Genomic DNA, 23,702 nt, shown 5'->3' with positions numbered 1-23,702 from the left:
AGCCGCAGCTCGTCCTGAAGTCCGGTTTCCCCGCCTACGGTGTCACCGGCGATCCCAACGCCGCCACCGACACCTGCGAACCCCTCGTCCTCGGACCGCTGTTCGGAGCCCATGGCGCGGCCCCCGCCGACCTCTCGGTGGCGTTCGTCAGCCGCGCGGCCGCCGAGTCGGGCTCGTTCGGGGCCCCGTACGACACCCTGGGCACCCGCCGGCGGCGTGTCGCCGTACGGGGAACCCGCGGCCTCGGCCCCAAGGACATGGTCGGCAACACCCGCCTGGGTGACGTCGACGTGAACCCGCGCACCGGCCTGGTCACGCTCGACGGTGAGCCGCTGCGCTCCGAAGCCGCCGAATCGGTCTCCCTCAACCGCCTCTATTTCCTCTGAGGGCGCTCCCCGCCCTCCTGTCACCCTTGCCGCCTCGACCCTTGACTGAATTTTCAGTCGAGTGGAAGACTCTGCCGACGAAAGAAATGAGACACCCGATGTCTGAGTTCCGTATGCCCGCCGAGTGGTCCGAGCACGAGGGCTGTCTGATGGCCTGGCCGACCCGCGATGACCTGTGGGGCAGCGTGCTGGCCGAGGTGAAGGAGGAGTACGCCAACGTCGCCCGCGCCATCGCCGCCTTCGAGCCGGTGACGATGGTCGCCCCGCCCGGCCACGGAGAGGACGCCCTCGCCCACTGCGGCACCGGCGCCGGCACCGCCGGCCTCACCGTCATCGAGCTGCCGGTCGACGACTCCTGGTTCCGCGACTGCGCCCCGCTCTTCGTCCTCGACGGCGACGGCAACCGCGCCGGGGTGGACTTCCGCTTCAACGCCTGGGGCCGCAAGCACCACCCCTTCGACGCCGACGACCGGATCAGCGCCCTGCTCCTGGACCACCTCGGGGTCGACCGCATCGCCTCCGACATGATCCTGGAGGGCGGGGCGATCACCGTCGACGGCGAGGGCACGCTGATCACCACGGAGCAGTGCCTCCTGCACCCCAACCGCAACCCCGGACTGGGCCGGGAGGAGATCGAAGCCGAGCTGAAGGCCCGGCTCGGCGTCACCAAGGTCATCTGGCTCCCGTACGGCGGTCTCCTCGACACCGAGACCGACGGCCACGTCGACGGCGTGTGCGCCTTCGCCGCACCCGGCACGGTCGTCGTCTCGCTGCCGTCCGACCCCACCCACCCCGACTACGCCCGGATGCGCGCCAACCGCGCGGTGCTGGAAGCCGCCACCGACGCCCGAGGCCGCCGCCTGGACATCGTCGACGTACCGCAGACCGCCTTCACGGACCTCGCGGACGGCCGGATCGAGGTGTCCTACCTGAACTACTACGTCGCCAACGGCGGTGTCGTGGTCCCCGTGGCCGGCCTGCACCAGGACGAGGACGCCCTCGCCGTCATCGCCACCGCCTACCCCGGCCGCAAGGTCGTCGGCGTGCGCGCGCTCGCGATCGCGTTCGGCGGCGGGGGAGTGCACTGCATCACCCAGCAGATCCCCGTCGCCGCGAAGCGCGCGGCCGACGCCGGCTGACCCGGGCACCGACCGTTCCCGGCGGACCGTCCACGCGGCGGTCCGCCCGCTCCTCCCCCGCATCCCTCACGGCAAAGAGAGCGCGACGATGACCCTCTCCACACCCCGCACGAGCAGACGCCCCCACCGCCGGCCAGGCCGCCGTGCGGCGGCCGTCACCGCCGCCGTCCTGACCTCCGTCTCCCTTCTCGCGGCCTGTTCGGGCCCGCCCGGGAACGAGGGCGGCGCCGTCACCGACGTCCACCTCACCGCCTCCACGCCACCCGCGCGCGGCGAGATCGACTCCTTCAGCTGGGCCGTCTACGCCGAACCGCCCACCCTCGACTACACGGTGGCCTTCGACTACCCGCAGAACACCGTCCTGTCCAACGTGTGCGAGAGCCTGATGCGCTGGACCCCCGCCCTCACCACGGAGCCCGGCCTCGCCCAGAAGGCGTCCAACCCCACACCCACCACCTGGGTCTACGACCTCCGCCCCGGCGTGCGCTTCCACGACGGGAAGGAGATGACGGCCGACGACGTGGTCTTCAGCCTGGGCCGCCAGACGGACCCCGACAACGCGGCCGCCTGGGCACAGGTCTTCCAGAACGTCGCCTCCGTCACCAAGACCGGACCGCTCCAGGTCACCGTCGAACTCAAGAAGCCCGACTCGCAGTTCCCGCAGTACATGGCCACCGCCGCCGGAGTGGTCGCCTCCAAGGCGGGCGTCGAGGCGGCCGGCAAGGACTACGGCACCACCGGCGGACTCGCCTGCACCGGCCCCTTCTCGCTCGGTACCTGGAACAAGGGCCAGTCGATCGAACTCGACCGCTTCGACGGCTACTGGGGCACCAAGGCCAAAGCGAAGAAGGCCGTCTTCCGTTTCATGACCGACCCGTCCGCCCGGACCAACGCCATGCTCAGCGGCGAGGTCGACGGCGGCTACCTGATCCCCACCGAGAGCTACGCCCGCCTGCGCTCCGCCGGCGTCGGCACCCTCTACTTCGGGGAGGGCCTCAGCACCGTCAACGTCAACATCACCGACATGAAGGGCCCCCTCGGCGACGTCCGCGTCCGCCGGGCCCTGTCCCTGGCGATCGACCGCACCGGATTCGTCAAGGCCGGACTCGGCGGCGCCGGCACCGTCACCAACTCCCTGACCACCCGCGCCGCCTGGGCCGCGGCACCCGAACGCACCCTGAAGACCGCCTTCGACGGCCTCCCGCCCACCGGCCAGGACATCGCGAAGGCCAAGGCCCTCGTCGAGGAGGCCGGCGCGACCGGCAAGACCCTCACCGTGGCCACCAGTTCCATCGGCCAGGACGTCTCCCTCCTCGCCACCGCCGTCCAGGCGGCCGGCACGCAGATCGGCCTCGACATCCGGCTGAAGACCATCGCCCCGAACGCGTTCACCGCGCTGTTCACCGATTCCCAGGCGCGCGAGGGCATCGACATGTTCCCGCTCACCTACTACGACTCGATCACCGACCCGCTCGACCTGCTGCAGAACTTCAAGACCGGCGCCTACATGAACTTCGCCGGCCACAGCGACCCCGAGTACGACCGGCTCGTCGACCAGGCCACCGCCGCCTACCCCACCGAGCAGCGCATGGACATCGAGGCGAAGCTCCAGCGCCACGCCGCCGAGCAGCTGCTGTGGATACCCGTCGCCGAATGGCCCACCGCGCTCTTCATGAACAAGCGGATCACCGGCGCGCCCACCACCATCTCGTACATGTACCACCCGTGGGCCGCCGACGTGGGGGCCGCGCAGTGAGCTTCGTCAGGTTCGCCGTGCGAAGGGTGGCGGAGATGGCCGCCACCCTCCTCACCGCCTCGTTCGTCGTCTTCGGCGCCATGTACCTGGCGCCGGGCAGCCCCGCGAGCTTCCTGCTCGCGGGCCGGTCGGCCTCCCCGGAGGCCCTGGCCGCGATCAACGCCCAGTACCACCTGGACGACCCCTTCCTCGTACGGTACTTCCGCTGGCTCGGGGGCGTGCTCCAGGGCGACTTCGGGCGGTCCATCACCTACCGCACCGACGTCTCGCGCCTCCTGGCGGACCGGCTCCCGGTGACCCTGCTGCTGATCACCATGGCGCTCGCCCTCGTGGTCGCGGTCGGCCTGTTCCTGGGCCGGATCGCCGCCGTCCGCGGCGGAGCCGCCGATTCGGCCGTCCTCGTCACCACGACGTTCGCCGTCGGCACGCCGTCGTTCGCCGCGGCGGTCCTGCTGCAGGGCCTGTTCGCCGTCCGGCTCGGCTGGTTCCCCAGCAGCGGGTCCGGCGAAGGCCTGGGCGACATGCTCTGGCACCTCACCCTCCCCGCGATCGCCCTGGCGCTCTACCTCACCGGCATGCTCGCCCGGGTGACCCGGTCCGCCATGCTCGAAGCCCTCGACAGCGAGCACGTCACCGTCGCCCGCAGCCGCGGCGTGCCCGAACGGCAGGTCATCCGCCGGCACGTGCTGCGCAACTCCCTCGGGACGGTCCTGACCACCGGCGGACTGATCGTCTCGACCCTCCTCGTGTGCACCATCCTCGTGGAGACCGCCTTCGGCATCGGCGGCATCGGCCAGCTCCTGGAACTGTCCACGACCACCAAGGACTTCCCCACCGTCCAGGCGGTCTCCCTGATCATCGTCGCCCTCTTCATGGCCGTGAACCTGGTCGTGGACCTGCTGCTGCCCCTGGTCGACCCCCGGGTCACCCTCGGATCCAGGAAGGCCGCCGCATGACCGCCGTCCTCACCCGCCGCCCCGGCCTGGCCCGGATCCGGGCCACCGGGTCCCCGCTCCACCTCCTCTGCCTCGGCCTCGTCGCCGCCGTCGTCCTCGCGGCCCTGTTCGCACCCCTGTTGGTGCCCTACGACCCCAACGCCGTCGACCTGGGCAACGCCCTCGCCGGACCCTCCGCGGCGCACCCGCTCGGAGTGGACGCGGCCGGCCGGGACACCCTCTCCCGGCTGCTGCTCGGCGCCCGCACCTCCCTGCTCGGCCCGCTGGGCGTCGTCGTCTTCTCCACCGTCGCCGGCATCGCCGTCGGCACGGCCGCCGCCTGGCGGGGCGGCTGGGTCGACTCCGTCCTCTCCCGCAGCACCGAGCTGGTCTTCGCCTTCCCCGGCATGCTCCTGGCCATCCTGATCATCTCCGTCTACGGAGAAGGCCTGCTCGCCCCGGTCATCGCGCTCGCCGTCGCCTACCTGCCGTACGTCAGCCGCCTCACCCGCTCGCTGGTCCTGGCCGAACGCGCCCGCCCGTACGTCAGCGCCTACCAGGTGCAGGGCCACTCGGCCGTGCAGATCTGCCTGCGCCACATCCTTCCCAACATCGCCCCCGTCGTCCTCGCCCAGTCCACCATCAACTTCGGCTACGCCCTGATGGACCTCGCCGGGCTGTCCTTCCTCGGGCTCGGCGTCCCCGCGCTCACGCCCGACTGGGGCCGGATGGTCTTCGACGGGCAGACAGCCATCCAGCACGGCTACCCGCTGTCCGCGATCCTGCCCTGCGCCTTCATGGTGCTGACCGTGGTCGCCTTCAACGTGGTGGGCGAGCGGTGGGCCGACCGTGTCGCCAGGAGAGACCGATGAACCCCACGCAACCGGTGCCCACGCTCGACATCCAGGGCCTGAAGATCACCCTGCCGGGCACCGCCCGGCCCGTCCTCGACGGCGTCGACCTCACCGTCCGCGCCGGCGAGACCGTCGCCCTCGTCGGCGAGTCCGGCTCCGGCAAGAGCCTGACCTCCCGCAGCGCGCTGCGGCTGCTGCCGCCCGGCGCGGTCGTCGAGGGCGCCGTACGGGTCGGCGGGGAGGACGTGCTCGCCATGGACGCCGACCGGCTGTGCGGCGTACGGGCCGGCTCGGTGGCCATGGTCTTCCAGGATCCGCGCGCCGCGGTCAACCCGCTGCGCCGCATCGGCGACTTCCTCACCGAGAGCGTCACCCTCACCGGCGCCACGAGCCGCACGGACGCCACCGCCCGCGCCGTGGAACTCCTGGGGGCGGTGGGCCTGGACGAGTCCGTCCTGCGCAAGTACCCCGGCCAGGTCTCCGGCGGCATGCTCCAGCGCGTCGTGATCGCGGCGGCCCTCATGGGGGACCCCGTGCTCCTGCTCGCCGACGAGCCCACCACGGCCCTGGACGTCACCAGCCAGGCAGAGGTCATCGCCCTCCTCGCCACGCTGCGCGAACGCTTCGGCACCGGCCTGCTCTTCGTCACCCACGACCTCGACCTCGCCGCCGCCATCAGCGACCGCGTCCACGTCATGTACGCCGGGCGGATCGTGGAGACCGGCCCCGCCGAGGACCTCTTCGCCCGCCCCCGCCACCCGTACACGGCCGCGCTCCTCGCCTCCACCCCGCGGATGGAGGGCCCCCGGGGCAGGCTCGCCGCGATCGAGGGGCAGCCGCCGGACCTGCGGGAACCCTTGCACGGCTGCGCCTTCGCCACCCGCTGCCCGCTGGCCACGGAGGTCTGCGACCAGCGGGCACCGCTGCCGGCCGCCGCCCCGGGCCGGCCGGAGCACCGGGCCGCCTGTCACCACAGCGACCTGCTCGAAGGGAGCGCCGTCGATGCCTGAGAACGGACCGCGGAACGTACTGGAGGTCAGGGGGCTGCGCCGCGCCTTCGGCGCCGTCCGCGCCGTGGACGACGTGTCCTTCGCACTGCCCGAGGCCGGATCGCTGGGAGTCGTGGGCGAGTCCGGCTCCGGCAAGACGACCACCGCCCGCATCGTCGTCGGCCTGGAACGGGCCGACGAGGGCGAGGTCCTGGTACGCGGCCGGTCCCGGACCGGGCGCGGTCGCACCGGCGGGCGCGCCGCGCGGCTCGCCCGCGCCCGGGAGGTGCAGATGGTCTTCCAGGACCCCTACCTCTCCCTCGACCCGCGCACCGGCGTCGAAGCGGCCCTCCGGGAGACCCTGCGGCTGCACTTCCCCGGCCGCGACCACGCGCGGCGCGTACGCGAACTCCTCGACCAGGTCGGCCTGGGCACCCGGGCCGCCGACGCCCTGCCCCGGCAGCTCTCCGGCGGCCAGCGCCAGCGCGTCGCCATCGCACGGGCCCTCGCCGTCGAGCCGGCCGTGCTCGTGCTGGACGAGGCGGTCGCCGCCCTCGACGTCTCCGTACAGGCGCAGATCCTCAACCTGCTGGCCGACATCAGGGAGCAGACCGGGATCGGTTACCTCTTCATCACCCACGACCTCGGGGTCGTGCGGTGCGTGACCGACGAGATCGTGGTGATGCGGCACGGGGCGGTCGTCGAGCAGGGCCGCACGCAGGAGGTCCTCACCGCGCCCGGTCATCCGTACACCCGGCTGCTGCTGGAGTCGGTGCCCCGCCCGGGATGGGACCCGCAGGCGATCGCCGCCGCCCGGCGGGCCCTCCAGGGGGTGTCCGCGAAGTAGCGCCGGCCGCCCGGAGGGCGGGCGTGCCGGACCCCGCCGGGCGGGCGGGACTGTGCGGACACGCCCTGGGCCGCCCCTGATCCGCGGGACGCCCCGTCGGGGTCAGGCGCGGGTGCCGGCGGCGAGCGTACGGATCAGCGTGCGCAGCACGGGACCGGAGTCGACCTCGGAGCCGAGCGACTCCGCGGCCGCCAGACCGTCCACGGCGGCGGCCACCGCCTCGCCCAGCGCGAGCGGGTCGACGTGGCCGCCCCGGCCCCCGTCCTCGTCCCGCTCGTCGGCCAGGACCCGGAAGAGGGTGACGAAACAGCCGCGCCAGCGCCGGTACTCCGCCTCCAGGCTCTCCCGCACCCGCTCGTCGTTCAGGGCGTGCCAGTGCAACGCGGAGTGGAGGTGGGAGAGTTCGGCGCCCTCGGGCCGTGAGAGCAGCTCGACGACCCGTTCGGCCCGCTCGGCGAACGGCCCGGGGGCGCAGACCGCCTCCTCCAGGGGGTGGATCCACTCCGGGCGGATGTCCGTGACGACCGCGAGGACGAGATCGGTCCGGTCCTGGAAGTGGTAGTGGCACATCCCGTGTGAAACGCCGGACAGGGCCGCCACGTTGCGGGTGGTGAAGCGTTCGCTGAGGCCGCCCGCCAGCAGGGTCCGCGCGGCGGCGATCAGCCGTGCCCGCGTCTGTTCGCCCTTCGCCGAGGCCCGGGGACGCCCCGTGCGTACGGCGGGAGCGGACGGGTCGGACGGGTCCGGCGGGACCTTCGAGGAAGCTGCCATGGCGTCACTCTAACGAGCCCGCGCGCCGCCACCTGCGGCTTTCCCGGAACCTCCGGAACGGCTCCGTCCAAAGTATTGACCGAGCGCTTGGCCAGTTTTAGCTTTCCGGTCAACCCCGCAGTCGGCGCGGGGAGTTCACGGACTTCACCCCCACAAGGAGACCCCTCATGAACGATCACGCAGCGAACCCGCCCGGCGCGGGCATGGACAGACGCCGGTTCCTGACGGCCGCGGGCGTCACCGCCGCGGCCGCCACCCTCGCGGTGGCCGGGGGACGGGCCCGGGCGGCGGCCCGGCCCGCCGCCGCGGCGGGCACCTTCCGCGTACCGATCGAGGACGTCCGCCACACCCGCACCTGGATGGCCTGGCCGGACAGCAGCTCCATCTGGGGCAGCAAGCTCAGCGGCGTCCAGGCGGACATCGCCCTCATCGCCCGCACCATCGCCAAGTACGAACCGGTCTACCTCTGCGCCAACTCCGCGAGCGCCGCCAAGGCCCGCTCCCTGTGCGGCTCCACCGTCACCGTCATCACCACCATCCCCGTGGACGACTGCTGGATGCGCGACACCGGACCGGTCTTCCGCACCGACGGAGCGGGCGGCCTGGACGCGGTCGGCCTCAACTTCAACGGCTGGGGCAAGAAGCAGGCCCACGCCAAGGACACCCTGGTCGCGGGCCGGATCGCGGCCCACGTCGGCGTCCCGTTCACCGCCGCCGGCCTGGTGGGGGAGGGCGGCGCGGTCGAACAGGACGGCGCGGGCACCCTGATGGCCACCCGCAGCAGCCTCGTCAACCGCAACCGCAACCCCGACAGGTCGCAGTCGCAGATCGAGGCCGCACTGTGCACCGCCTACGGCGCGACCAAGGTCATCTGGTTCGACGGGGTGGTCGGCCAGGACATCACCGACGACCACGTCGACGCGACCTCCCGCTTCCTCGCCCCGGGGAAGGCCCTCGTCCAGATGCCCCTGGCCTCGGACAACGACGTCTACGCCAAGGACGCGCGCCAGCAGTACCAGATCCTGTCCGGCGCCACGACCGCGGGCGGCGCCCGGATGGCCGTCGAGCAGCTCCAGGGCCCCGACTACTACAAGATCCGCTCCACCAACCCCGACTTCCTGGCCTCCTTCGCCAACTACTACGTGTGCAACGGCGCCGTCATCAGCGGCCAGTTCGGAGACACCAGGGCCGACCAGGCGGCGAAGGCCACACTGACCCGCCTCTTCCCCGGCCGCGTCGTCGAACAGCTCAACATCGACCGCCTCGGTACCGGCGGCGGCGGGATCCACTGCGTCACCCAGCAGCAGCCTGTCCCGTAACCCCGTCCCGCCCCCCGTCACCAGCGGGGACGAGGCCATCGGCGCGCCGCGACCCGGCGGGACCGGTGGCCTCGCCGGTTTGACCCGCCGGTGCGCCGGTCGCTTGGATCCCCCTGACGGCGCGGGGCCGTCCCTGCGGAGGGCGGGGGAGGGCGGATCATGGTGGGCGGACGGTCGCTGGGCCGGCGGTTCGGGTGGCTCTGGACGTCCTACGCCGTCAGCACGCTCGGCACCTGGCTCGCCTTCGACGCGTTCCCGCTGATCGCGATCCTCGTCCTGCACGCCGGGACGACCCGGGTGTCGCTGCTGGCGGCCGTGGGGCCGGCGGTCGGCGCCGTGCTGGCGCTGCCCCTCGGACCGTGGGTGGAGAACCGCCCCAAGCGACGGGTGATGATCGCGACGGACCTGCTCCGGTTCGCGGCGCTGACGAGCGTGCCGGCGGCGTACGTGCTCGGCGGGCTCACCTTCGTCCACCTCCTGGTCGTGTCGGTCGTGGCCGGCGCCGCGGGCATCGCCTTCACGGCGGCCGGCGGGGCGTGCCTGAAGGAACTCGTCCCGCCGCAGGACCTGCTCGTCGCCAACGGCCGCTTCGAATCCACGACCTGGACCGCCACCATGCTCGGACCGCCGCTGGGCGGGGCCGCGATCGCCGCGTTCGGGCCGGTGGTGACCGTCATGGCCAACGCCGTGAGCCACCTGCTGTCGGCGGCCGGGATCCGCGCGATCGGGGGACCGCAACCGCGCCCGGAGCCCGCCGGAGCGCGGCAGCGGCTGCGGCCCGGCGACCTCTTCGAAGGGTGGCGGCACATCCTGACCGACCCCGTGCTGCGCCCGCTGTTCCTCAACTCGGTCCTGGTCGGCGGCCTGATCATGGCCACCTCGCCGCTGCTCGCCGTCCTCATGCTGGGCCCCCTCGGCTTCGCGCCCTGGCAGTACGGACTCGCCTTCGCCGTGCCCTGCGTGGGCGGCCTGATCGGCTCGCGGCTGGCGCCGGGGCTCGTCGCCCGGTTCGGCCGGCACCGGGTCATGCTCACCGCGGGGGCGCTTCGGGCGTGCTGGCTGCCGTGGCTGGCCTTCGTCGGTCCCGGCACGACCGGGCTCGTCCTCGTCATGGCCGTCGAGCTGGGGCTCATCACCTGCATGGGCGTCTTCAACCCGGTGCTGGCCACCTGCCGGCTCGCCCGGACCCCCGCGGACCGGGCCGCCCGCACCCTGCTCGCCTGGTCGGTGTCGGGAAAGGCCGCCATCGCCGCGCTGACCGCCCTGTGGGGCCTGCTGGCCGTCGCCACCGGCCCCCGTGCCGCGATCGCGATCGCCGGCGTCCTCGGCATGGCCACCCCGCTCCTGCTGCCGCGGTCGGCCCCGTCGGACCGCACGCTCCTCAGTGGCGGGACGCGAGATGGTCGCTGAGGGCCTCGTGCGTCAGGTGCAGGCCGGCCCGTAGGACCGCGTCGTGCCGGGTGGGGTGGGCCGCGCGGTGGGCGAGGTCGAGACCGCGGGCCCGGTCGAGCTCGGCGGCGAACTCGTCCCCGCGCAGGGCGGCGTCCAGGGCCAGCGCGGTCGACCGGACCAGCGGGACGATGGCGCGCAGGGCGGGATCGGGAGCGGCGGCGGGCGCCCCGGGTGTCGCGGAGGGGCCGGTGCCCAGGCCGCGGGCGCGTTCCTGGAGCTCCTGCGTGAAGCACTGGAGGGTCACGGCGCTCCGGGCGGCCAGCCCCAGACGCCCGTCGAGCCCGTCCGGCGGTCTCCGGGTCCGCCGGCGCCGTGCGGCCCGGTCGAAGGCGGCGCGGCAGGCCTGCGGCCGCAGCCACAGCCGCGCCCCCTCGGGCAGCGGAACCGGGGCCGCCGGCGGCCCGCCGCGGGCGAGCCGGCCGGCCACCCCGTCGAGGAGGCGCCCGACCCCCGCCCGGTACGCATCCAGGCCCTCCGCTGCCGACCTGTACGGGTCAGGAGGCCACAGCAGCGGCCCGAGCAGGACGACCACGGCGATCCCGACCAGGGTCTCCGCGAGGCGCGCCAGCGGATACCCGGGCAGCGCGGTGGCGTAGATCATCAGGGCGGTGATGAGGACCTGCTGGTTGGGGGAGCCGGGCCGGCCCAGCAGGTACATGCCGGCGCACCCGCACACCAGCACGGCCAGGAAGGACGGCGACGAGGGCGGCAGCCGGTCCAGCGCGAGCGTGCTGAGCAGCACACCGACGAAGACGCCCAGCAGACGCTCCCACGCCAGGCGCGGCGCAGCGTACACGTCCTCACGCAGGATCAGGACGGCCGGCAGGGCGGCGGGCACGGGCGCCGTGCTCGTGCCCCACCACAGGCACAGGTACCAGGGCACCGCGGCGCAGATCACCAGCCGGGCGCCGGACCGCAGCCGCGCGCCGGCGGAGGGGACCTGCGGATCAACAACGACCGTACCGGGCATGACGGACATCGTAGGGTTCGCCGTCCCGTGGCCGGCCGAACCGCGCGACGAACGACCGAGGAGTGCGACGTGGGACGTGTGGGCGGGCGGCGCCGGCCGCTGCTGATCGCCGCGGCGGCCGTGGTGGCCGTACTGGTGGGCGTGGGGCTGTACTGGTTCGAGCCGTGGAAGCTCTGGCAGGAGCAGACGGTGAGCGAGGCCCTGCCCAGTACGGCGCCGAGCGCGCGGCCCTCGGGATCCGCCGGGCCCGCCGCGCCCCGGACGCTCGCCACGGGCGATCTCATCAGCCACGAGCACACCACCACCGGCAAGGTGAGGATCATCGAGCTGCAGGACGGCTCGCGCTTCCTGCGCCTGGAGGGGCTGGACACCAGCAACGGGCCGGACCTGAGGGTGTGGCTGACCGACGCCCCGGTGAAGGAGGGCGTGGCGGGCTGGCGCGTCTTCGACGACGGCGCACACCTCAGCCTCGGCGAACTCAAGGGCAACAAGGGGGACCAGAACTACCCGGTCCCGGCGGACGTGAACCTGGCCGACTACACCAGCGTCAGCATCTGGTGCGACCGCTTCGACGTCTCCTTCGGCGCGGCGGCCCTCACCCCGGCCTGAGCCGGTGACGGGGGTGCTCAGGCCCCCGTGAGGGCCGGGCCCGTACGGCGGGCCAGGGCGTTGCTGCCGATGGAGTTGTGCACGCTGAACCCCACCGCGTCCGAGCGGTAGCGGACGTCGGACCCCTCGACCGGGCGGACCTCGCGCGTGGTGGTCATGCGGCGCACCCGCAACAGCGGGCTGGTGCGCCGCACTTCGAGGAGGCCGGCGTCCTGGGCGCCGTCCGCGACCGCGTCGATGAGGTGCTCCCCGTACGCGAACACCAGTCCGTGTCGTCCAGCAGACGCTGCGTCACCGACGGGCAGTCCGGCTCGATGCGCTCGACGGCGGGCGCGATCCAGTCGGCGTACACCGTGCGTTCGAGCAGGACCGGTTCGCCGTCCGGCCCGCGCACGCGCAGCACGTGCAGCACGGGTGCGCCCGGCTCCACCTGGAGCCACATGACGTCCCGGTCATGGCGCCGGACCTCGAAGCGGCCGACCGTACCCCGGTCCTGCTCGTCGGCGACTTCAAACGCCCCCTCGCACCTGGACTGGACGGCCGCGGCCGCCCCGCTGCACGGCGGGCACGGCCCGGTGGACTGGCCGGTCTCCCGCGCCGTGGAGCGGGCCGGACTGCGCGACTCCTACCGCGAGGCGCACCCCGACCCGGTGGAGTGTCCGGGGACCACCTGGTCACCCGTCCACCCCGAGCACGAGGACGGCAGCGGCCGCCCGGAACCGCAGGACCGCATCGACTACGTGCTCCACGCCGGCGGCCGCCTCACCGTCCTGGACTCCACCACCCTGGCCACGGGCCGCATCGCCCCCGGCCGTACGTCGCCGCCAACGACTGGCCCTCCGACCACGCGGCGGTGGTCACCACCTTCCGTTACGCCTGACGGGCACGAAGCGCGTCACCCCCACCGCCCGGCCACGGCCGGCCGGGGATCGGCGTCCGGGTCGTCACTGGCCCAGGCCACATGGCCGTCGGGGCGGATCAGCGCGGCCGTCACCCCCGCCCAGTGCGCGTGCGGTACGGAGAGCGGCCCGCGGCGCAGGGTGACGCCCTCGGCCGGCCGGGTGCCGCCCGCCAGGTCCAGCAGGACGTGGCGGCCTGTGCGCAGCAGACCGAACAGCCGGGTGCCGCCGAGGACGAGGTCGGGGGCGCGGGTGCCCGCCAGCCGGTGGCCGCCCCCGGCCGGATAGGCGACCGACAGCGCCGACAACCGCTCCGCCAGGGTGCGCGACAGCTCCGGCAGGTCGGCGATGAGCCCGCTCAACAGGGCTCTCAGCGCCTGCCCCTCGGGGGAGTGGCCGGTCATCAGCGCGGTCTGCGCGCGGGTCGAGGCCAGCAGGTCGGCGCCGACCGGGTGGCGTTCGTCGTGGTAGGTGTCGAGCAGGGCGTCCGGGGCCTCGCCCCGGACCACGGCGGCCAGCTTCCAGCCGAGGTTGGCCGCGTCCTGGAGGCCGACGTTGAGGCCGACGCCACCGGTCGGGAAGTGCATGTGCGCGGCGTCCCCGGCGAGCAGCACCCGGCCGCTGCGGTAACGCTCCGCCTGCCGGGTGGCGTTGCCGAAGCGGGAGAGCCAACGCGGGTCGCGCAGGCCGTAGTCGCCGCCCGAGATCGCCACGACCTTCTCCCGCAGCTCGTCCAGGGTCAGGGCTCCGGGCCGGCCGGGGCGGCCGCCGTCCGGGTCCCCGCCGACGATCCGGTGCACACCGTCCGGCAGCGGCACCACCATCAGGCCGCCGGACGGCCCCGACACGCTGACCGGCCCCGGCGGCGGGTCGTCCAGGACGACGTCACCGAGCCAGCCCCAGGTGGTGGCCTCCGTACCGGGGAAGGCGATGCCCGCGGCGTCCCGTACGACGCTCCGGGTGCCGTCGCAGCCGACGACGTGCGTGGCCCGCACCGGCGGCCCACCGGCGACCTCGACCGTGAAGCCCTCCGCGTCCCGGGTCAGCCCGGTCACGCGGTGGCCCCGCAGGATCCGCGCTCCGGCGGCGCGCGCGTGCTCCTCCAGCAGCGCCTCCGTACGGGCCTGCGGCAGGGCCAGCGTGAAGGGGAACGGAGTGTCGAGCACGCCGAAGTCCATGCGGTCGTCCAGGCCGCCGAAGTGGCCGTCCGGGATGCGGCGGCCCTCGTCCAGGAACCGGTCCACGACGCCCCGGCAGGCCAGCAGTTCCAGGGTGCGGGGATGCACGGTGAGGGCCTTGGAATGCGGATCCGGCTCCGCCCGGTGCTCCAGCACGGTGACGTCGGCCCCGCCCAGTCGCAGTTCCGCCGCCAGCCACAGGCCGACGGGTCCGGCTCCGACGATGACGATCATCGAATCACCTCTTTCTTGGTCACTGACCAAGAAGTAGACTTGGTCAGTGACCAAAAAGCAAGAGGGTGTGGTGCGGGCGGCGCTGGAACTCCTGGACGAGCGCGGGGCGGAGGGCGTCTCGGTCCGCGGTGTCGCCGACCGGCTCGGAGTACGGATGAACACCGTGCTCTGGCACGCCAAGTCCAAGGCCCGCCTGCTGGAGCTGATGGCCGACGCGATCGTCGAGGAGGTCTCCCCGGACGGACTGCCCGAGGACTGGCGGGAGCGCGTCCACGAACTGGCCCGGCGCTACCGGCGGGCGCTGCTGTCCCACCGCGACGGCGCGGTGATCGTGGCCGGCACGCACGTCGCCGAACCGGGCACGCTCCGGTTCGCCGACCGCATGGTCGAGGCGCTGCTGGCCGGCGGGCTCGGCGAACGGGAGGCCGCCTGGACCTGCTGGTCCATCGTCTACTTCGTCCTGGGGCTGGCCCAGGAGGAGCAGACCGCCGACCGGGCCCAGGGCGAGGCCCTGGCCGCGGCCCTTGCGCCCGGCGGGTACCCGGCCCTGAGCCGCGTCGGCGCCCACCTCGCCGACGCCTCCTTCGACGAGCGGTTCGAACACGGCATCGGACTCATGACCCGCCGGTGACCGCCCTGGCCGCACCTGCGCGCGCCGCACTTCCGTCGCGCCGATGAGTCGGCGGGCTCCCGCCGGTCTATCCATTGACGAAGGAAGACCGACTCACCGGGAGCACGTCATGGGACTCATCCACATCGAGCTGTTCGCCACCCTCGACCTCGTCGGCCAGGCGCCCGGCGGCCCCGACGAGGACCCGTCCGGGTTCCCCTTCGGCGGCTGGCAGGCGCCCCTCCTGGACGAGACCTCCGGGGCGCAGGTCGGCGCCGCGTACGAGGGCACCGATGCCCTCCTGCTCGGCCGGCGCACCTACGACATCTTCGCCGCCTACTGGCCCCACCAGGAGGGGGGCCAGGACGACGACATCGCCACGCTCTTCAACCGCGTCCCGAAGTACGTGGCCTCGCGCGGCACCCCGGACCTCTCCTGGGCCGGATCCGCACAGCTCGGCCCGGACCTCGCCGGCGCGGTGCGCGAGATCCGTGACCGGCACGAGCACATCAAGGTCGTCGGCAGCCTGGACCTGGTGCAGACCCTGCTGCGCGAGAAGCTCTTCGACCGGCTCGACCTCTGGGTGCACCCGATCGTGCTCGGCGTCGGGAAGAAGGTCTTCGACACGGGCGCGGTGCCCACGAACCTCACGCTCCTCGAACCCCCGGCCGCCGGCCCGAAGGGCACCGTGTACCTGCGCTACGGACTCGCCGAGGGCGTTCCCGGGACCGGGGACATGAGCGCACCCGATCGGGGTACCGGAAGCGACGGCTGAGGCGCACTCCGTCCGCGGGTTTTTGTCCGCGGGGCAGAAGCCTTTACCGGAGCGGCACCGTGCGCGGTAGCCTCCGCGAAAGGGCCGCCCTCTGGAAGAACTCTTCCGAAAGCGCGCGTTCGCGGCGCGGCGCACTCGGAATCGACCTGGAAGGACACACGTGAAGGACTCGAAGGACAGGCTGGAAGCACTGCGGGCCGAGATCGAGCGCCGCAACCCCGCGCAGCCCGAGTTCCACCAGGCGGTACGGGAGGTCCTCGAAACCCTGGCCCCCGTCTTCACCGCCCGGCCCGAGTACGCCGACCCGGCGCTGGCCCTGGTGGAGCGGCTCACCGAGCCCGAGCGGCAGATCGTCTTCCGTGTCCCGTGGCAGGACGACCGCGGCCGGGTCCACGTCAACCGCGGCTACCGCGTCGAGTTCAACAGCGCGCTCGGCCCCTACAAGGGCGGCCTGCGCTTCCACCCGTCCGTCGACATCGGCGTGGTGAAGTTCCTCGGCTTCGAGCAGATCTTCAAGAACGCCCTGACCGGCCTCGGCATCGGCGGCGGCAAGGGCGGCAGCGACTTCGACCCGCGCGGCAGGTCGGACGCCGAGGTCATGCGCTTCTGCCAGTCCTTCATGACCGAGCTGCACCGGCACATCGGCGAGCACACCGACGTCCCCGCCGGGGACATCGGTGTCGGCGGCCGCGAGATCGGTTACCTCTTCGGCCAGTACCGGCGCATCACCAACCGCTGGGAGGCCGGCGTCCTGACCGGCAAGGGGCAGGGCTGGGGCGGCTCCGCGATCAGGCCGCAGGCGACCGGCTACGGCAGCGTGCTCTTCGCCGCCGAGATGCTGAAGGTCCGGGGCGAGTCGCTGGAAGGGCTGAGCGCGGTGGTCTCCGGCTCCGGCAACGTCGCGCTGTACACGATCGAGAAGCTCCAGCAGCTCGGCGCGAACCCGCTCACCTGCTCGGACTCCCAGGGCTACGTCGTCGACGACAAGGGCATCGACCTCGCACTGCTCAAGCAGGTCAAGGAGGTCGAGCGCGGGCGCGTGAGCGAGTACGCGGAGCGCCGCGGATCCTCGGCGCGGTTCGTGCCCGGCGGCCGCGTCTGGGAGGTGCCGGCGGACATCGCCTTCCCCTCCGCCACGCAGAACGAACTGGAGGCGGGGGACGCCCGTACGCTCGTCGCGAGCGGCGTCAAGGCGGTCTCCGAGGGCGCGAACATGCCGACCACCCCCGAGGCCGTACGGATCCTGCAGGAGGCCGGGGTCGCCTTCGGGCCCGGCAAGGCCGCCAACGCGGGCGGGGTCGCGGTCAGCGCCCTGGAGATGAGCCAGAACGCGGGCCGGGCGGCCTGGAGTGCGCAGCGGGTGGAGGACGAGCTCGCCGCCATCATGCGGTCGATCCACGCCGTCGCCCACGAGACCGCCGAGCGGTACGGCGCCCCGGGCGACTACGTCACCGGCGCGAACATCGCCGGCTTCGAGCGGGTCGCGGACGCGATGCTGGCCCAGGGCGTCATCTGATCGGGTGAGCGCGCCGCGCTCGTGAGGCCGCCGGAGCGGCCCGGGAATCGCCTCCCGGGCCGCTCCGCCGCTTCCGGGTCCGGGTTCCGCGGGCCCGGCTCGGTCCGCCCGGCTCCGTCCGACCGCCGGCGGCACTCGCTCAGGAGATGCCGTAGCGGGCCTCGATGCCCGCGACGAGCAGGCGCAGGCTCTCCTCGAAGCCCGCGGAGAAGTCCTGGAAGAGTGCGGCCCCCGCGGCCGCCGCCAGGGGGAACTCCGCCATGCGCGCCGCGCGTTCGTCCGGGTCGTAGCCCTCGCGGCGGTCGCCCGGAAGGGGCTCGACCCCCTGCTCCTCGGTGACGAAGCCCAGCGTGAAGAAGTAGGACGTGGTGAGCGCGCGTACGGCCTGGCCGAGCTCGAAGCCGGCCTCGACGAAGGCGCGGAGGTTCTCCTCCATCCGGACCGCGTGCTCGGTGCCCGTGAAGCGGGAGCCGCTGTAGACCTTGGCGCCGTCGCGGTAGCCGAGCAGGGCGGCCCGCAGCCCCGTGTTGGCGATCGTCAGCCGTTCCTGCCACGTGGCGTCCGGGGGGATGCGCTGCCCGGCGACCATCCGCCGGTACATCTCGGTGGCCATCTCGTCGAGGAGTTCCTGCTTGTTCTTGAAGTGCCAGTAGAGGGCCGGCGCCTGCACGTCCAGCTCCTTGGCGATCGCACGCAGGGTCAGCCCGTCGAGGCCGACGTCGTTCAGCAGCCGCAGCGCCGTGTCGACGGCCTGCTTCTTGTCCAGCTTGGGGGATCTCCGGGTAGCCACGCTTGACAGCTTAACACCGTTAAATGCATGCTGGCGGCGCAGGCATTTAACAGTGTTAAGGAGATGGTCATGGGTATGCAGGTCCAGCACACGGACGTGCTCGTCGTCGGCGCCGGTCCCACCGGGCTCGCGCTCGCCGTCGACCTCGCCCGCAGCGGAGTCGCCGCCCTCGTCGTCGAGCGGTCCGGCTCCCTCTTCCCTGGCTCGCGCGGCAAGGGGCTCCAGCCCCGCACCCTGGAGGTGCTCGACGACCTCGGCGTCTACGAGGAGGTCCGGGCGGCCGGGGCGCCCTACCCGGTCGGGATGGTCTGGCAGGACGGCGTCCGCGCCGGCGAGCACCGGATGTTCGACGACGTCGCCCCGGACGAGGGCGCCCCGTACGCGGGCCCCTGGATGGTGCCGCAGTGGCGGACGCAGGAGATCCTCGCCGCGAGGCTCGCGGAGCTGGGCGGCGGGATCGCCTTCGGCCGGGAGGTGACCGGTGTCGAACAGGACCCGGAGGGAGTGACGGTCACCTTCGCCGCCGGGGCGCCGGTCCGCGCCCGGTACGCCGTGGCCGCGGACGGCGGCCGGTCCACCGTGCGGCGCGCGCTGGGCATCGGCATGACCGGCGAGAGCGTCGACCCGAGCCCGATGCTCGTCGCGGACCTGCGCATCGCGGGCCTCGACCGCGACAACTGGCACGTCTTCCCGCCCGCCGACGGCGCCGGCTTCCTCGCGATCTGCCCGCTCGCCGGAACGGAGGACTTCCAGGCGGTCGCGCAGTTCCCGGAGGGCGTCGAGCCGGACCTCTCGCTGGAGGGGATCCGCGCGGTGGTCGCCGCCCGCTCCCACATAGCGCCCGGTGACGTCACGCAGGTGCGCTGGGCCTCGGACTTCCGGCCGCGCGCCGCCATGGCCGACCGGTTCCGCGACGGCCGCGTCTTCCTCGCCGGCGACAGCGCGCACGTGCACTCGCCCGCCGGCGGGCAGGGTCTCAACACCAGCATCCAGGACGCCTACAACCTCGGCTGGAAGCTGGCGGCCGTCCTGCGCGGAGGAGCCCGCGAGTCGCTGCTCGACTCCTACGAGGAGGAACGGCTGCCGGTCGCCGCCGAGATGCTCGGCCTGTCCACCCGCATCCACCGCGGCGAGGCGCGGCGCGGCGCCGCCACCCGCCAGCTCGGCCTCGGCTACCGGGACGGCGCGCTCGCCGTGGAGACCCGTGCGGGCCTGGCCGAGCAGGCCCTGCGGGCGGGCGACCGCGCTCCGGACGGGATCCGCGGCGGCGTCCGGCTGTTCGAGGAGTTCCGCGGGACGCACTGGACGCTGCTCACCGTCGGCGCTGCCGCCGGCAGCGCCGTGGGATCCGGCCTTCCCGACCTGTCGGGACTCCCCGGGCTCGCGGCGGTGCGCACCGTCCGGATCCCCTCGTACGAGGCCTACGGGGACGGGGTGTTCCTGATCCGCCCGGACGGCTACGTCGGATGGGCCGGAGCCTCCGCGGAAGGGCTCGCCTCCTACGCGGCGGCCTTCACCGACTAGTGCACATGCGCCTGCAAAGAACGTGCCTATTACACGCGGGAGTTCGTGAGAACGCGTGTGCGAGGTGGAGGAGGTGTGGAGGGCCTATTAAGAAACCTTGTTGAACAAGTCCTTACCCCCGGTTCGCCCTTGATTTGCTCCTGTCAATCGGAACAGGGTTCTTCAGAACGTTTGACGCCCCACACGTCAACACGAGGAGAACCCTTTACATGGCAACTCACAAGCGGTCCAAAGCCCTTCGCAACACGGCCATAGCCACGGGCGCCGCAACGGCGGTCGCGGCGGCCCTGTTCGCGAGCCCCCTCGCGGGGGCGGCCGAACCGGCCGAAGGGATTGTGCACGGCCTCGGTGTCCAGGGCGCCGTGGACGGCAGCTTCGTCGTCATCCTCGACGCATCCGCGAACAAGGAGGACCTGGCGAAGAAGTACGGCGGCAAGCTGGAGCGCTCCTACGGCTCCAAGGTCAACGGCTTCTCCGCGTCCGGCCTGACCGAGAAGGAGGCCAAGCGGCTCGCCGCGGACCCGGCCGTCGGCACGGTCGTGCAGAACAAGCGCTTCACCATCAGCGAGACCCAGGAGAAGCCCCCGTCCTGGGGCCTGGACCGGATCGACCAGGCGGCCACGGCCGGCGACCAGAAGTACACGTACCCCGACGGCGGCGGCGAGGGGGTGACGGCCTACGTCATCGACACCGGAGTCCGCACCACGCACAAGGACTTCGGCGGCCGGGCCACCAGTGGCTTCGACGCGATCGACAACGACGAGACCGCCGACGACGGCAACGGCCACGGAACGCACGTGGCGGGCACCATCGCCGGCACCGCGCACGGCGTCGCCAAGAAGGCCAAGATCGTCGCGGTGCGGGTGCTGGACGACAACGGGTCCGGCACCACCGAGCAGGTCGTGGCGGGCATCGACTGGGTGACGAAGAACCACTCCGGTCCGTCGGTCGCCAACATGAGCCTCGGCGGCGGCGTGGACGAGGCGCTGGACGCGGCGGTCAAGCGGGCCGTCGACGCCGGTGTGACCTTCGCCGTGGCGGCCGGCAACGAGTCCTCCGACGCCGGCCAGGGCTCCCCCTCCCGGGTGCCCGAAGCCCTCACGGTCGCGTCCAGCACCGAGGACGACCAGCAGTCTGACTTCTCGAACTTCGGCTCGGTGGTGGACCTCTACGCGCCGGGCTCGGAGATCACGTCGGCCTGGAACGACAGTGACACCGGGGTGAAGACGATCTCCGGGACCTCGATGGCCTCCCCGCACGTGGCGGGCGCCGCCGCCCTGTACCTGGCGGCCAACCCGTCCGCGACGCCGGCGGCCACGGCCGCCGCGCTGACCGGGGCCGCGACGAAGGGAGCGATCAAGAACCCGTCCTCCGGCACGGCGAACAAGTTGCTGAAGGTCGCGCCGTAACGTTTCGGCAGACCGGTCGGGAGCGGCCCCGCGCACTGCGCGGGGCCGCTCCTCGGCATGTCGGCCCCCGGCGGCCGAGCGCCGCCGGGAGGCGGCCGGTAGCGTGGGCGTCATGCCCAGCGGCGACCACGACGACGCCCAGCGGCGCGGAGCACCCGGGCACCGGGCCGCGAGCGGCCCGCCGCGGCGCCGACGGCGCGGACCGATCGGTACCTGGCCGGCCGTGGGACTCACCCTGGCCGTCCTCGTCACCGCCAACCTGGCCGTGCACTACTGGAGCGGGCCCTTCGGCCTGGTGACGGCCGTCGCCGCGAGCGCCCTGCTGCTCGGAGTGCTCCACCGGGCGGGCGGCACCGCGGCGGACGCGGGCCTGGCTCCCGGGACCTACGCCCGCGGTGCCCGGTGGGCGCTGGCACTGATCGCCCTGGTCGCCCTCGTCTACCTGGTAGGAGCCCTGCTGCCGGCGACCAGAAGCCTCTTCGAGGACCGGCGCCACGACGCAATGGGCGCGGGCGACGTCACCCTGCGCGTCCTCGTGCTGGTCCCCGTCGGAACCGTCCTGCTGGAGGAGGTCGCCTTCCGGGGGGTGCTGTACGGTCTGGTCCGCCGCTCCCACGGGGCGCTCCGGGCGACGGCCGTGTCGAGCCTGCTGTTCGGTCTCTGGCACGTACTGCCCTCACTGCACCTGGCGACCGCGAAACCCGCTCTGACCGAGGTGTTCGGGGACTCCGCGGCCGGCGCCGCCCTCGCCGTCGTGGCGGCCGTCGTGTTCACGGCCGCGGCGGGCGTCCTGTTCTGCGAACTGCGGCGCCGCAGCGGCAGCCTGCTGGCACCCATGGGCCTGCACTGGGCGGTCAACGCGTTCGGCTACGTGGCCGGGTACCTGCTGTCCTGACCGCCGGAGGCGGGCTCAGTCCTGCGGCGGCCGGACGATCTCCCGCAGCCGGTCCAGGTCCTGCGCCGTGAACCCCTCCGGTCTCATCACGGCGTTCCAGCCGTCGACGTAGGCGGCCTTGTACGTGTGACCGTGCCCGTCGGGCACCCCCGTCGAGAACGGCAGGTCGGCGGTGACCTGCCAGAAGGTCACGAACGGCATCCAGACCATCTCCTCCAGCACGTCACCGCCCGGCGCCTGTCCGATCCAGTCGGGTTCGGACAGGGCCAGAGAAGGACTCCACCAGACGATCGGGTCGGAGGGGTGCATCAGGTAGAGCACCCGGGTGCCGTCCCACGCACGGTCCGCCGGAGTCACCCCGGTGGCCGGGTCGTCGGTGAACCGGACCGTACGCCCCTCCTTGTAGACGGGCTCGATCTCGGGGCTGCCCGCGTCGCGGTGATCGCTGAACTCCCGGAACAGGGTGTTGAAGTTGGGCGGACCGGCGAACAAGGTTCCGGCGGTGCGGTTGCGCAGGTCGTACTCCCCGCTGAAGGCCGTCTCGCCGCCGAAGGACCCCAGGCTCTCACCCGCCACGAACAGCCGGGGCCGCTCGCCCTGGGGCAGCTTGGACCACACGTCGTAGACCGCGTCGAAGAGCTCGCGGCCGGCCTCGCGCGCCTTGGACTGGTCGACGAGGTAGGAGAGCCAGGACGGCAGGTACGAATACTGCATCGCCACGGTGGCCGTGTCGCCGTTGCCGAGGTACTCGAACGAGTCCACGGCGGCGGGATCGACCCAGCCGCTGCCCGTCGTGGTCGTCACGAGCAGGTTCTGCCGCCCGAAGCCGCCCGCCCGCTGCAGGTCCGCGACGGCCCGCTCCGCCCGGGTCTCGGTGTCCTCGGCGGTCGACAGCCCGGCGTAGGCCCGGACCGGCTCCCGTGCCGTGCGGCGTGTGAACGCGCCGATGTCCTGGGCCGTCGGTCCGCTGCCGGTGAAGGCCCGGCCCTGCCGGCCCAGCGAGTCCCACGCCACGAGCGAACCGGGCCCGCCCGAGCGCAGGACGGAGGTCGGCTGGTGCACCCCTTCAGGCGTCTCGGTGTCGCGCACCGAGAACGCTTCGTTCGCGGCGTTCACGAAGCCGCCCAGCAGTACCCCGCTGACCACGGACCAGGCCACACCCGCCACCAGGAGCCAGCCGACCACCCGCGCCGCCCGCGGGCCGATCCAGCGCCCGAGCAGTCGGGCGGCCCCGTGGTAAAGGCGCCGCAGCCCGCGCCCGGCCATCAGCAGCAGGTAGAAGACGACGACCGCGACGAACGGGCAGGCGACGGTGGCGAGGGCGCTGTAGTCGGTGACCTCCATGAGCCGGCGGATCCGGTGCTGCCAGTACTGCCCGAGCCCGAACGCCAGGCCGAACAGGACGACCGAGCAGACCAGCAGGACGAGCCAGGACCGGCGTGAGGGGCTCCGCGCGTCCCGGTCGGCGAAAGCCCGCCACACGAAGGCGGCGACCACGCCGATCCCGTAGCCGATGGCCGCGCTGATGCCGCAGATCAGCCCCTGGAGCACGCCGCCCCGGGGGAGGAGCGACGGGGTGAAGGACAGGCAGGCGAGGACGAGCGCGCCCCAGCAGCCGGGCAGGGTGACGTGGATCCGACGGCGGCGCTTGCCCGAGTCGCGGGCCCGTTCGTCCTGTTCGCCCTGTCCGCCCTGCCCGGCCCGTCCGGTCGCGCGCGCGGCCCCGGCCCCGTCCTCGGCCGGCGGCGGTCCGTCCGGCGGGGACGACGACGCGGACGCCGGCGGGTCATGAGTCATCGCAGTCCTCCGGGGCCATGGTCCCGCGGTCCGGCCGCGTCTGCCATC

General features: G+C 73.2%; 20 protein-coding genes and 3 pseudogenes. 17 read left to right on the top strand and 6 right to left on the bottom strand.

Translation table 11 applies throughout. The annotated features are described in order from the left end of the window. From IG86_RS0132705 to IG86_RS0132675, 7 genes and pseudogenes are all read left to right on the top strand, one after another. Positions 1–386 (top strand): annotated as a pseudogene (locus tag IG86_RS0132705) (urease subunit alpha); the annotation flags it as partial. 98 nt (positions 387–484) lie between these two features. Continuing rightward, positions 485–1,525 (top strand): agmatine deiminase family protein, encoded by a 1,041-nt coding sequence (locus IG86_RS0132700; protein ID WP_037943431.1) that lies wholly within the window; start codon positions 485–487, stop codon positions 1,523–1,525. 88 nt (positions 1,526–1,613) lie between these two features. Further along, the gene (locus tag IG86_RS0132695) at positions 1,614–3,281 is read left to right on the top strand and encodes an ABC transporter substrate-binding protein (RefSeq protein WP_030901803.1); all 1,668 of its coding nucleotides are present in this window, start codon (positions 1,614–1,616) and stop codon (positions 3,279–3,281) included. Further along, positions 3,278–4,237 (top strand): ABC transporter permease, encoded by a 960-nt coding sequence (locus tag IG86_RS0132690; protein ID WP_030901801.1) that lies wholly within the window; start codon positions 3,278–3,280, stop codon positions 4,235–4,237. Before IG86_RS0132695 ends, IG86_RS0132690 begins: the two co-directional genes overlap by 4 nt. Next, positions 4,234–5,088: an ABC transporter permease gene (locus tag IG86_RS0132685; RefSeq protein ID WP_030831405.1), complete on the top strand. Its 855-nt coding sequence runs from the start codon at positions 4,234–4,236 to the stop codon at positions 5,086–5,088. Before IG86_RS0132690 ends, IG86_RS0132685 begins: the two co-directional genes overlap by 4 nt. Next, a complete protein-coding gene (locus IG86_RS0132680) occupies positions 5,085–6,080 on the top strand; it encodes an ABC transporter ATP-binding protein (RefSeq protein WP_030901796.1) in 996 nt (331 codons plus the stop codon). Before IG86_RS0132685 ends, IG86_RS0132680 begins: the two co-directional genes overlap by 4 nt. Next, the gene (locus IG86_RS0132675; protein WP_030831412.1) at positions 6,073–6,906 is read left to right on the top strand and encodes an ABC transporter ATP-binding protein; all 834 of its coding nucleotides are present in this window, start codon (positions 6,073–6,075) and stop codon (positions 6,904–6,906) included. Before IG86_RS0132680 ends, IG86_RS0132675 begins: the two co-directional genes overlap by 8 nt. 102 nt (positions 6,907–7,008) lie before the next feature. Here the strand turns inward: IG86_RS0132675 and IG86_RS40320 are convergent, their stop codons facing one another. Next, a complete protein-coding gene (locus IG86_RS40320; RefSeq protein ID WP_030831416.1) occupies positions 7,009–7,677 on the bottom strand; it encodes a TetR/AcrR family transcriptional regulator in 669 nt (222 codons plus the stop codon). A 167-nt stretch (positions 7,678–7,844) separates the two neighbouring features. Here IG86_RS40320 and IG86_RS0132665 point away from each other — a divergent pair, with 167 nt between their 5' ends. Together IG86_RS0132665 and IG86_RS0132660 are read left to right on the top strand one after the other, a co-directional pair. Continuing rightward, complete coding sequence (locus IG86_RS0132665; protein ID WP_030901793.1) at positions 7,845–8,996, top strand: agmatine deiminase family protein; 1,152 nt, start codon at positions 7,845–7,847, stop codon at positions 8,994–8,996. 159 nt (positions 8,997–9,155) lie between these two features. Next, entirely contained in the window at positions 9,156–10,406 is a 1,251-nt protein-coding gene (locus IG86_RS0132660; protein WP_030901791.1) for an MFS transporter, read from the top strand. Here the strand turns inward: IG86_RS0132660 and IG86_RS0132655 are convergent. After that, positions 10,378–11,418: an FUSC family protein gene (locus tag IG86_RS0132655; protein WP_157854951.1), complete on the bottom strand. Its 1,041-nt coding sequence runs from the start codon at positions 11,416–11,418 to the stop codon at positions 10,378–10,380. The two genes, IG86_RS0132660 and IG86_RS0132655, sit on opposite strands and share 29 nt — an antisense overlap. 69 nt (positions 11,419–11,487) lie before the next feature. Between IG86_RS0132655 and IG86_RS0132650 the strand changes: the two genes are divergently transcribed. After that, positions 11,488–12,027 (top strand): DM13 domain-containing protein, encoded by a 540-nt coding sequence (locus IG86_RS0132650; protein ID WP_030901786.1) that lies wholly within the window; start codon positions 11,488–11,490, stop codon positions 12,025–12,027. A gap of 17 nt (positions 12,028–12,044) precedes the next feature. Here IG86_RS0132650 and IG86_RS39320 read toward each other — a convergent pair. Then, positions 12,045–12,463: pseudogene (locus IG86_RS39320) on the bottom strand (UTRA domain-containing protein); the annotation flags it as partial. Positions 12,464–12,499: 36 nt separating this feature from the next. Between IG86_RS39320 and IG86_RS44795 the strand changes: the two are divergent. After that, a pseudogene (locus IG86_RS44795) lies at positions 12,500–12,907 on the top strand (endonuclease/exonuclease/phosphatase family protein); the annotation flags it as partial. 15 nt (positions 12,908–12,922) lie between these two features. Here IG86_RS44795 and IG86_RS0132640 read toward each other — a convergent pair. Continuing rightward, positions 12,923–14,338, bottom strand: coding sequence for an FAD-dependent monooxygenase (locus IG86_RS0132640; RefSeq protein WP_030901783.1), 1,416 nt, complete (start codon positions 14,336–14,338; stop codon positions 12,923–12,925). Positions 14,339–14,384: 46 nt separating this feature from the next. Between IG86_RS0132640 and IG86_RS0132635 the strand changes: the two genes are divergently transcribed. The 3 genes from IG86_RS0132635 (at position 14,385) to gdhA (ending at position 17,239) form a co-directional block, all read left to right on the top strand. Next, positions 14,385–14,969, top strand: a complete 585-nt coding sequence (locus tag IG86_RS0132635; protein WP_030831434.1) for a TetR/AcrR family transcriptional regulator C-terminal domain-containing protein — start codon at positions 14,385–14,387, stop codon at positions 14,967–14,969. Between the two features lie 109 nt (positions 14,970–15,078). Further along, positions 15,079–15,723 carry a dihydrofolate reductase family protein gene (locus IG86_RS0132630; RefSeq protein ID WP_030831436.1) on the top strand — a complete coding sequence of 215 codons (645 nt, stop codon included), beginning with the start codon at positions 15,079–15,081 and terminating at the stop codon, positions 15,721–15,723. A 160-nt stretch (positions 15,724–15,883) separates the two neighbouring features. Continuing rightward, on the top strand, positions 15,884–17,239 hold the full coding sequence (gene gdhA, locus IG86_RS0132625; protein WP_030831437.1) for an NADP-specific glutamate dehydrogenase: 1,356 nt from the start codon (positions 15,884–15,886) through the stop codon (positions 17,237–17,239). A gap of 139 nt (positions 17,240–17,378) precedes the next feature. On the opposite strand, the gene IG86_RS0132620 is transcribed toward gdhA, so the two are convergent. Continuing rightward, on the bottom strand, positions 17,379–18,029 hold the full coding sequence (locus IG86_RS0132620) for a TetR/AcrR family transcriptional regulator C-terminal domain-containing protein (RefSeq protein ID WP_030831441.1): 651 nt from the start codon (positions 18,027–18,029) through the stop codon (positions 17,379–17,381). Positions 18,030–18,098: 69 nt separating this feature from the next. Between IG86_RS0132620 and IG86_RS0132615 the strand changes: the two genes are divergently transcribed. The 3 genes from IG86_RS0132615 to IG86_RS0132605 all read left to right on the top strand — a co-directional run bounded on the left by IG86_RS0132615 (position 18,099) and on the right by IG86_RS0132605 (position 21,857). After that, a complete protein-coding gene (locus tag IG86_RS0132615) occupies positions 18,099–19,553 on the top strand; it encodes an FAD-dependent oxidoreductase (RefSeq protein ID WP_234316249.1) in 1,455 nt (484 codons plus the stop codon). Between the two features lie 209 nt (positions 19,554–19,762). Continuing rightward, entirely contained in the window at positions 19,763–20,962 is a 1,200-nt protein-coding gene (locus IG86_RS0132610) for a S8 family peptidase (RefSeq protein ID WP_030831447.1), read from the top strand. Positions 20,963–21,074: 112 nt separating this feature from the next. Further along, positions 21,075–21,857 (top strand): CPBP family intramembrane glutamic endopeptidase, encoded by a 783-nt coding sequence (locus IG86_RS0132605; protein WP_078848510.1) that lies wholly within the window; start codon positions 21,075–21,077, stop codon positions 21,855–21,857. 15 nt (positions 21,858–21,872) lie between these two features. Here IG86_RS0132605 and IG86_RS0132600 read toward each other — a convergent pair whose 3' ends face one another. After that, on the bottom strand, positions 21,873–23,654 hold the full coding sequence (locus tag IG86_RS0132600) for an alpha/beta hydrolase (protein ID WP_173429247.1): 1,782 nt from the start codon (positions 23,652–23,654) through the stop codon (positions 21,873–21,875). Between the last annotated feature and the right edge of the window lie 48 nt (positions 23,655–23,702).

The sequence above is a fragment of the Streptomyces virginiae genome (assembly GCF_000720455.1).
GTDB lineage: Bacteria > Actinomycetota > Actinomycetes > Streptomycetales > Streptomycetaceae > Streptomyces > Streptomyces virginiae.
The sequence above is the reverse complement of the archived record's forward strand: the minus strand, read 5'-3'. Positions and strand labels throughout refer to the sequence as shown.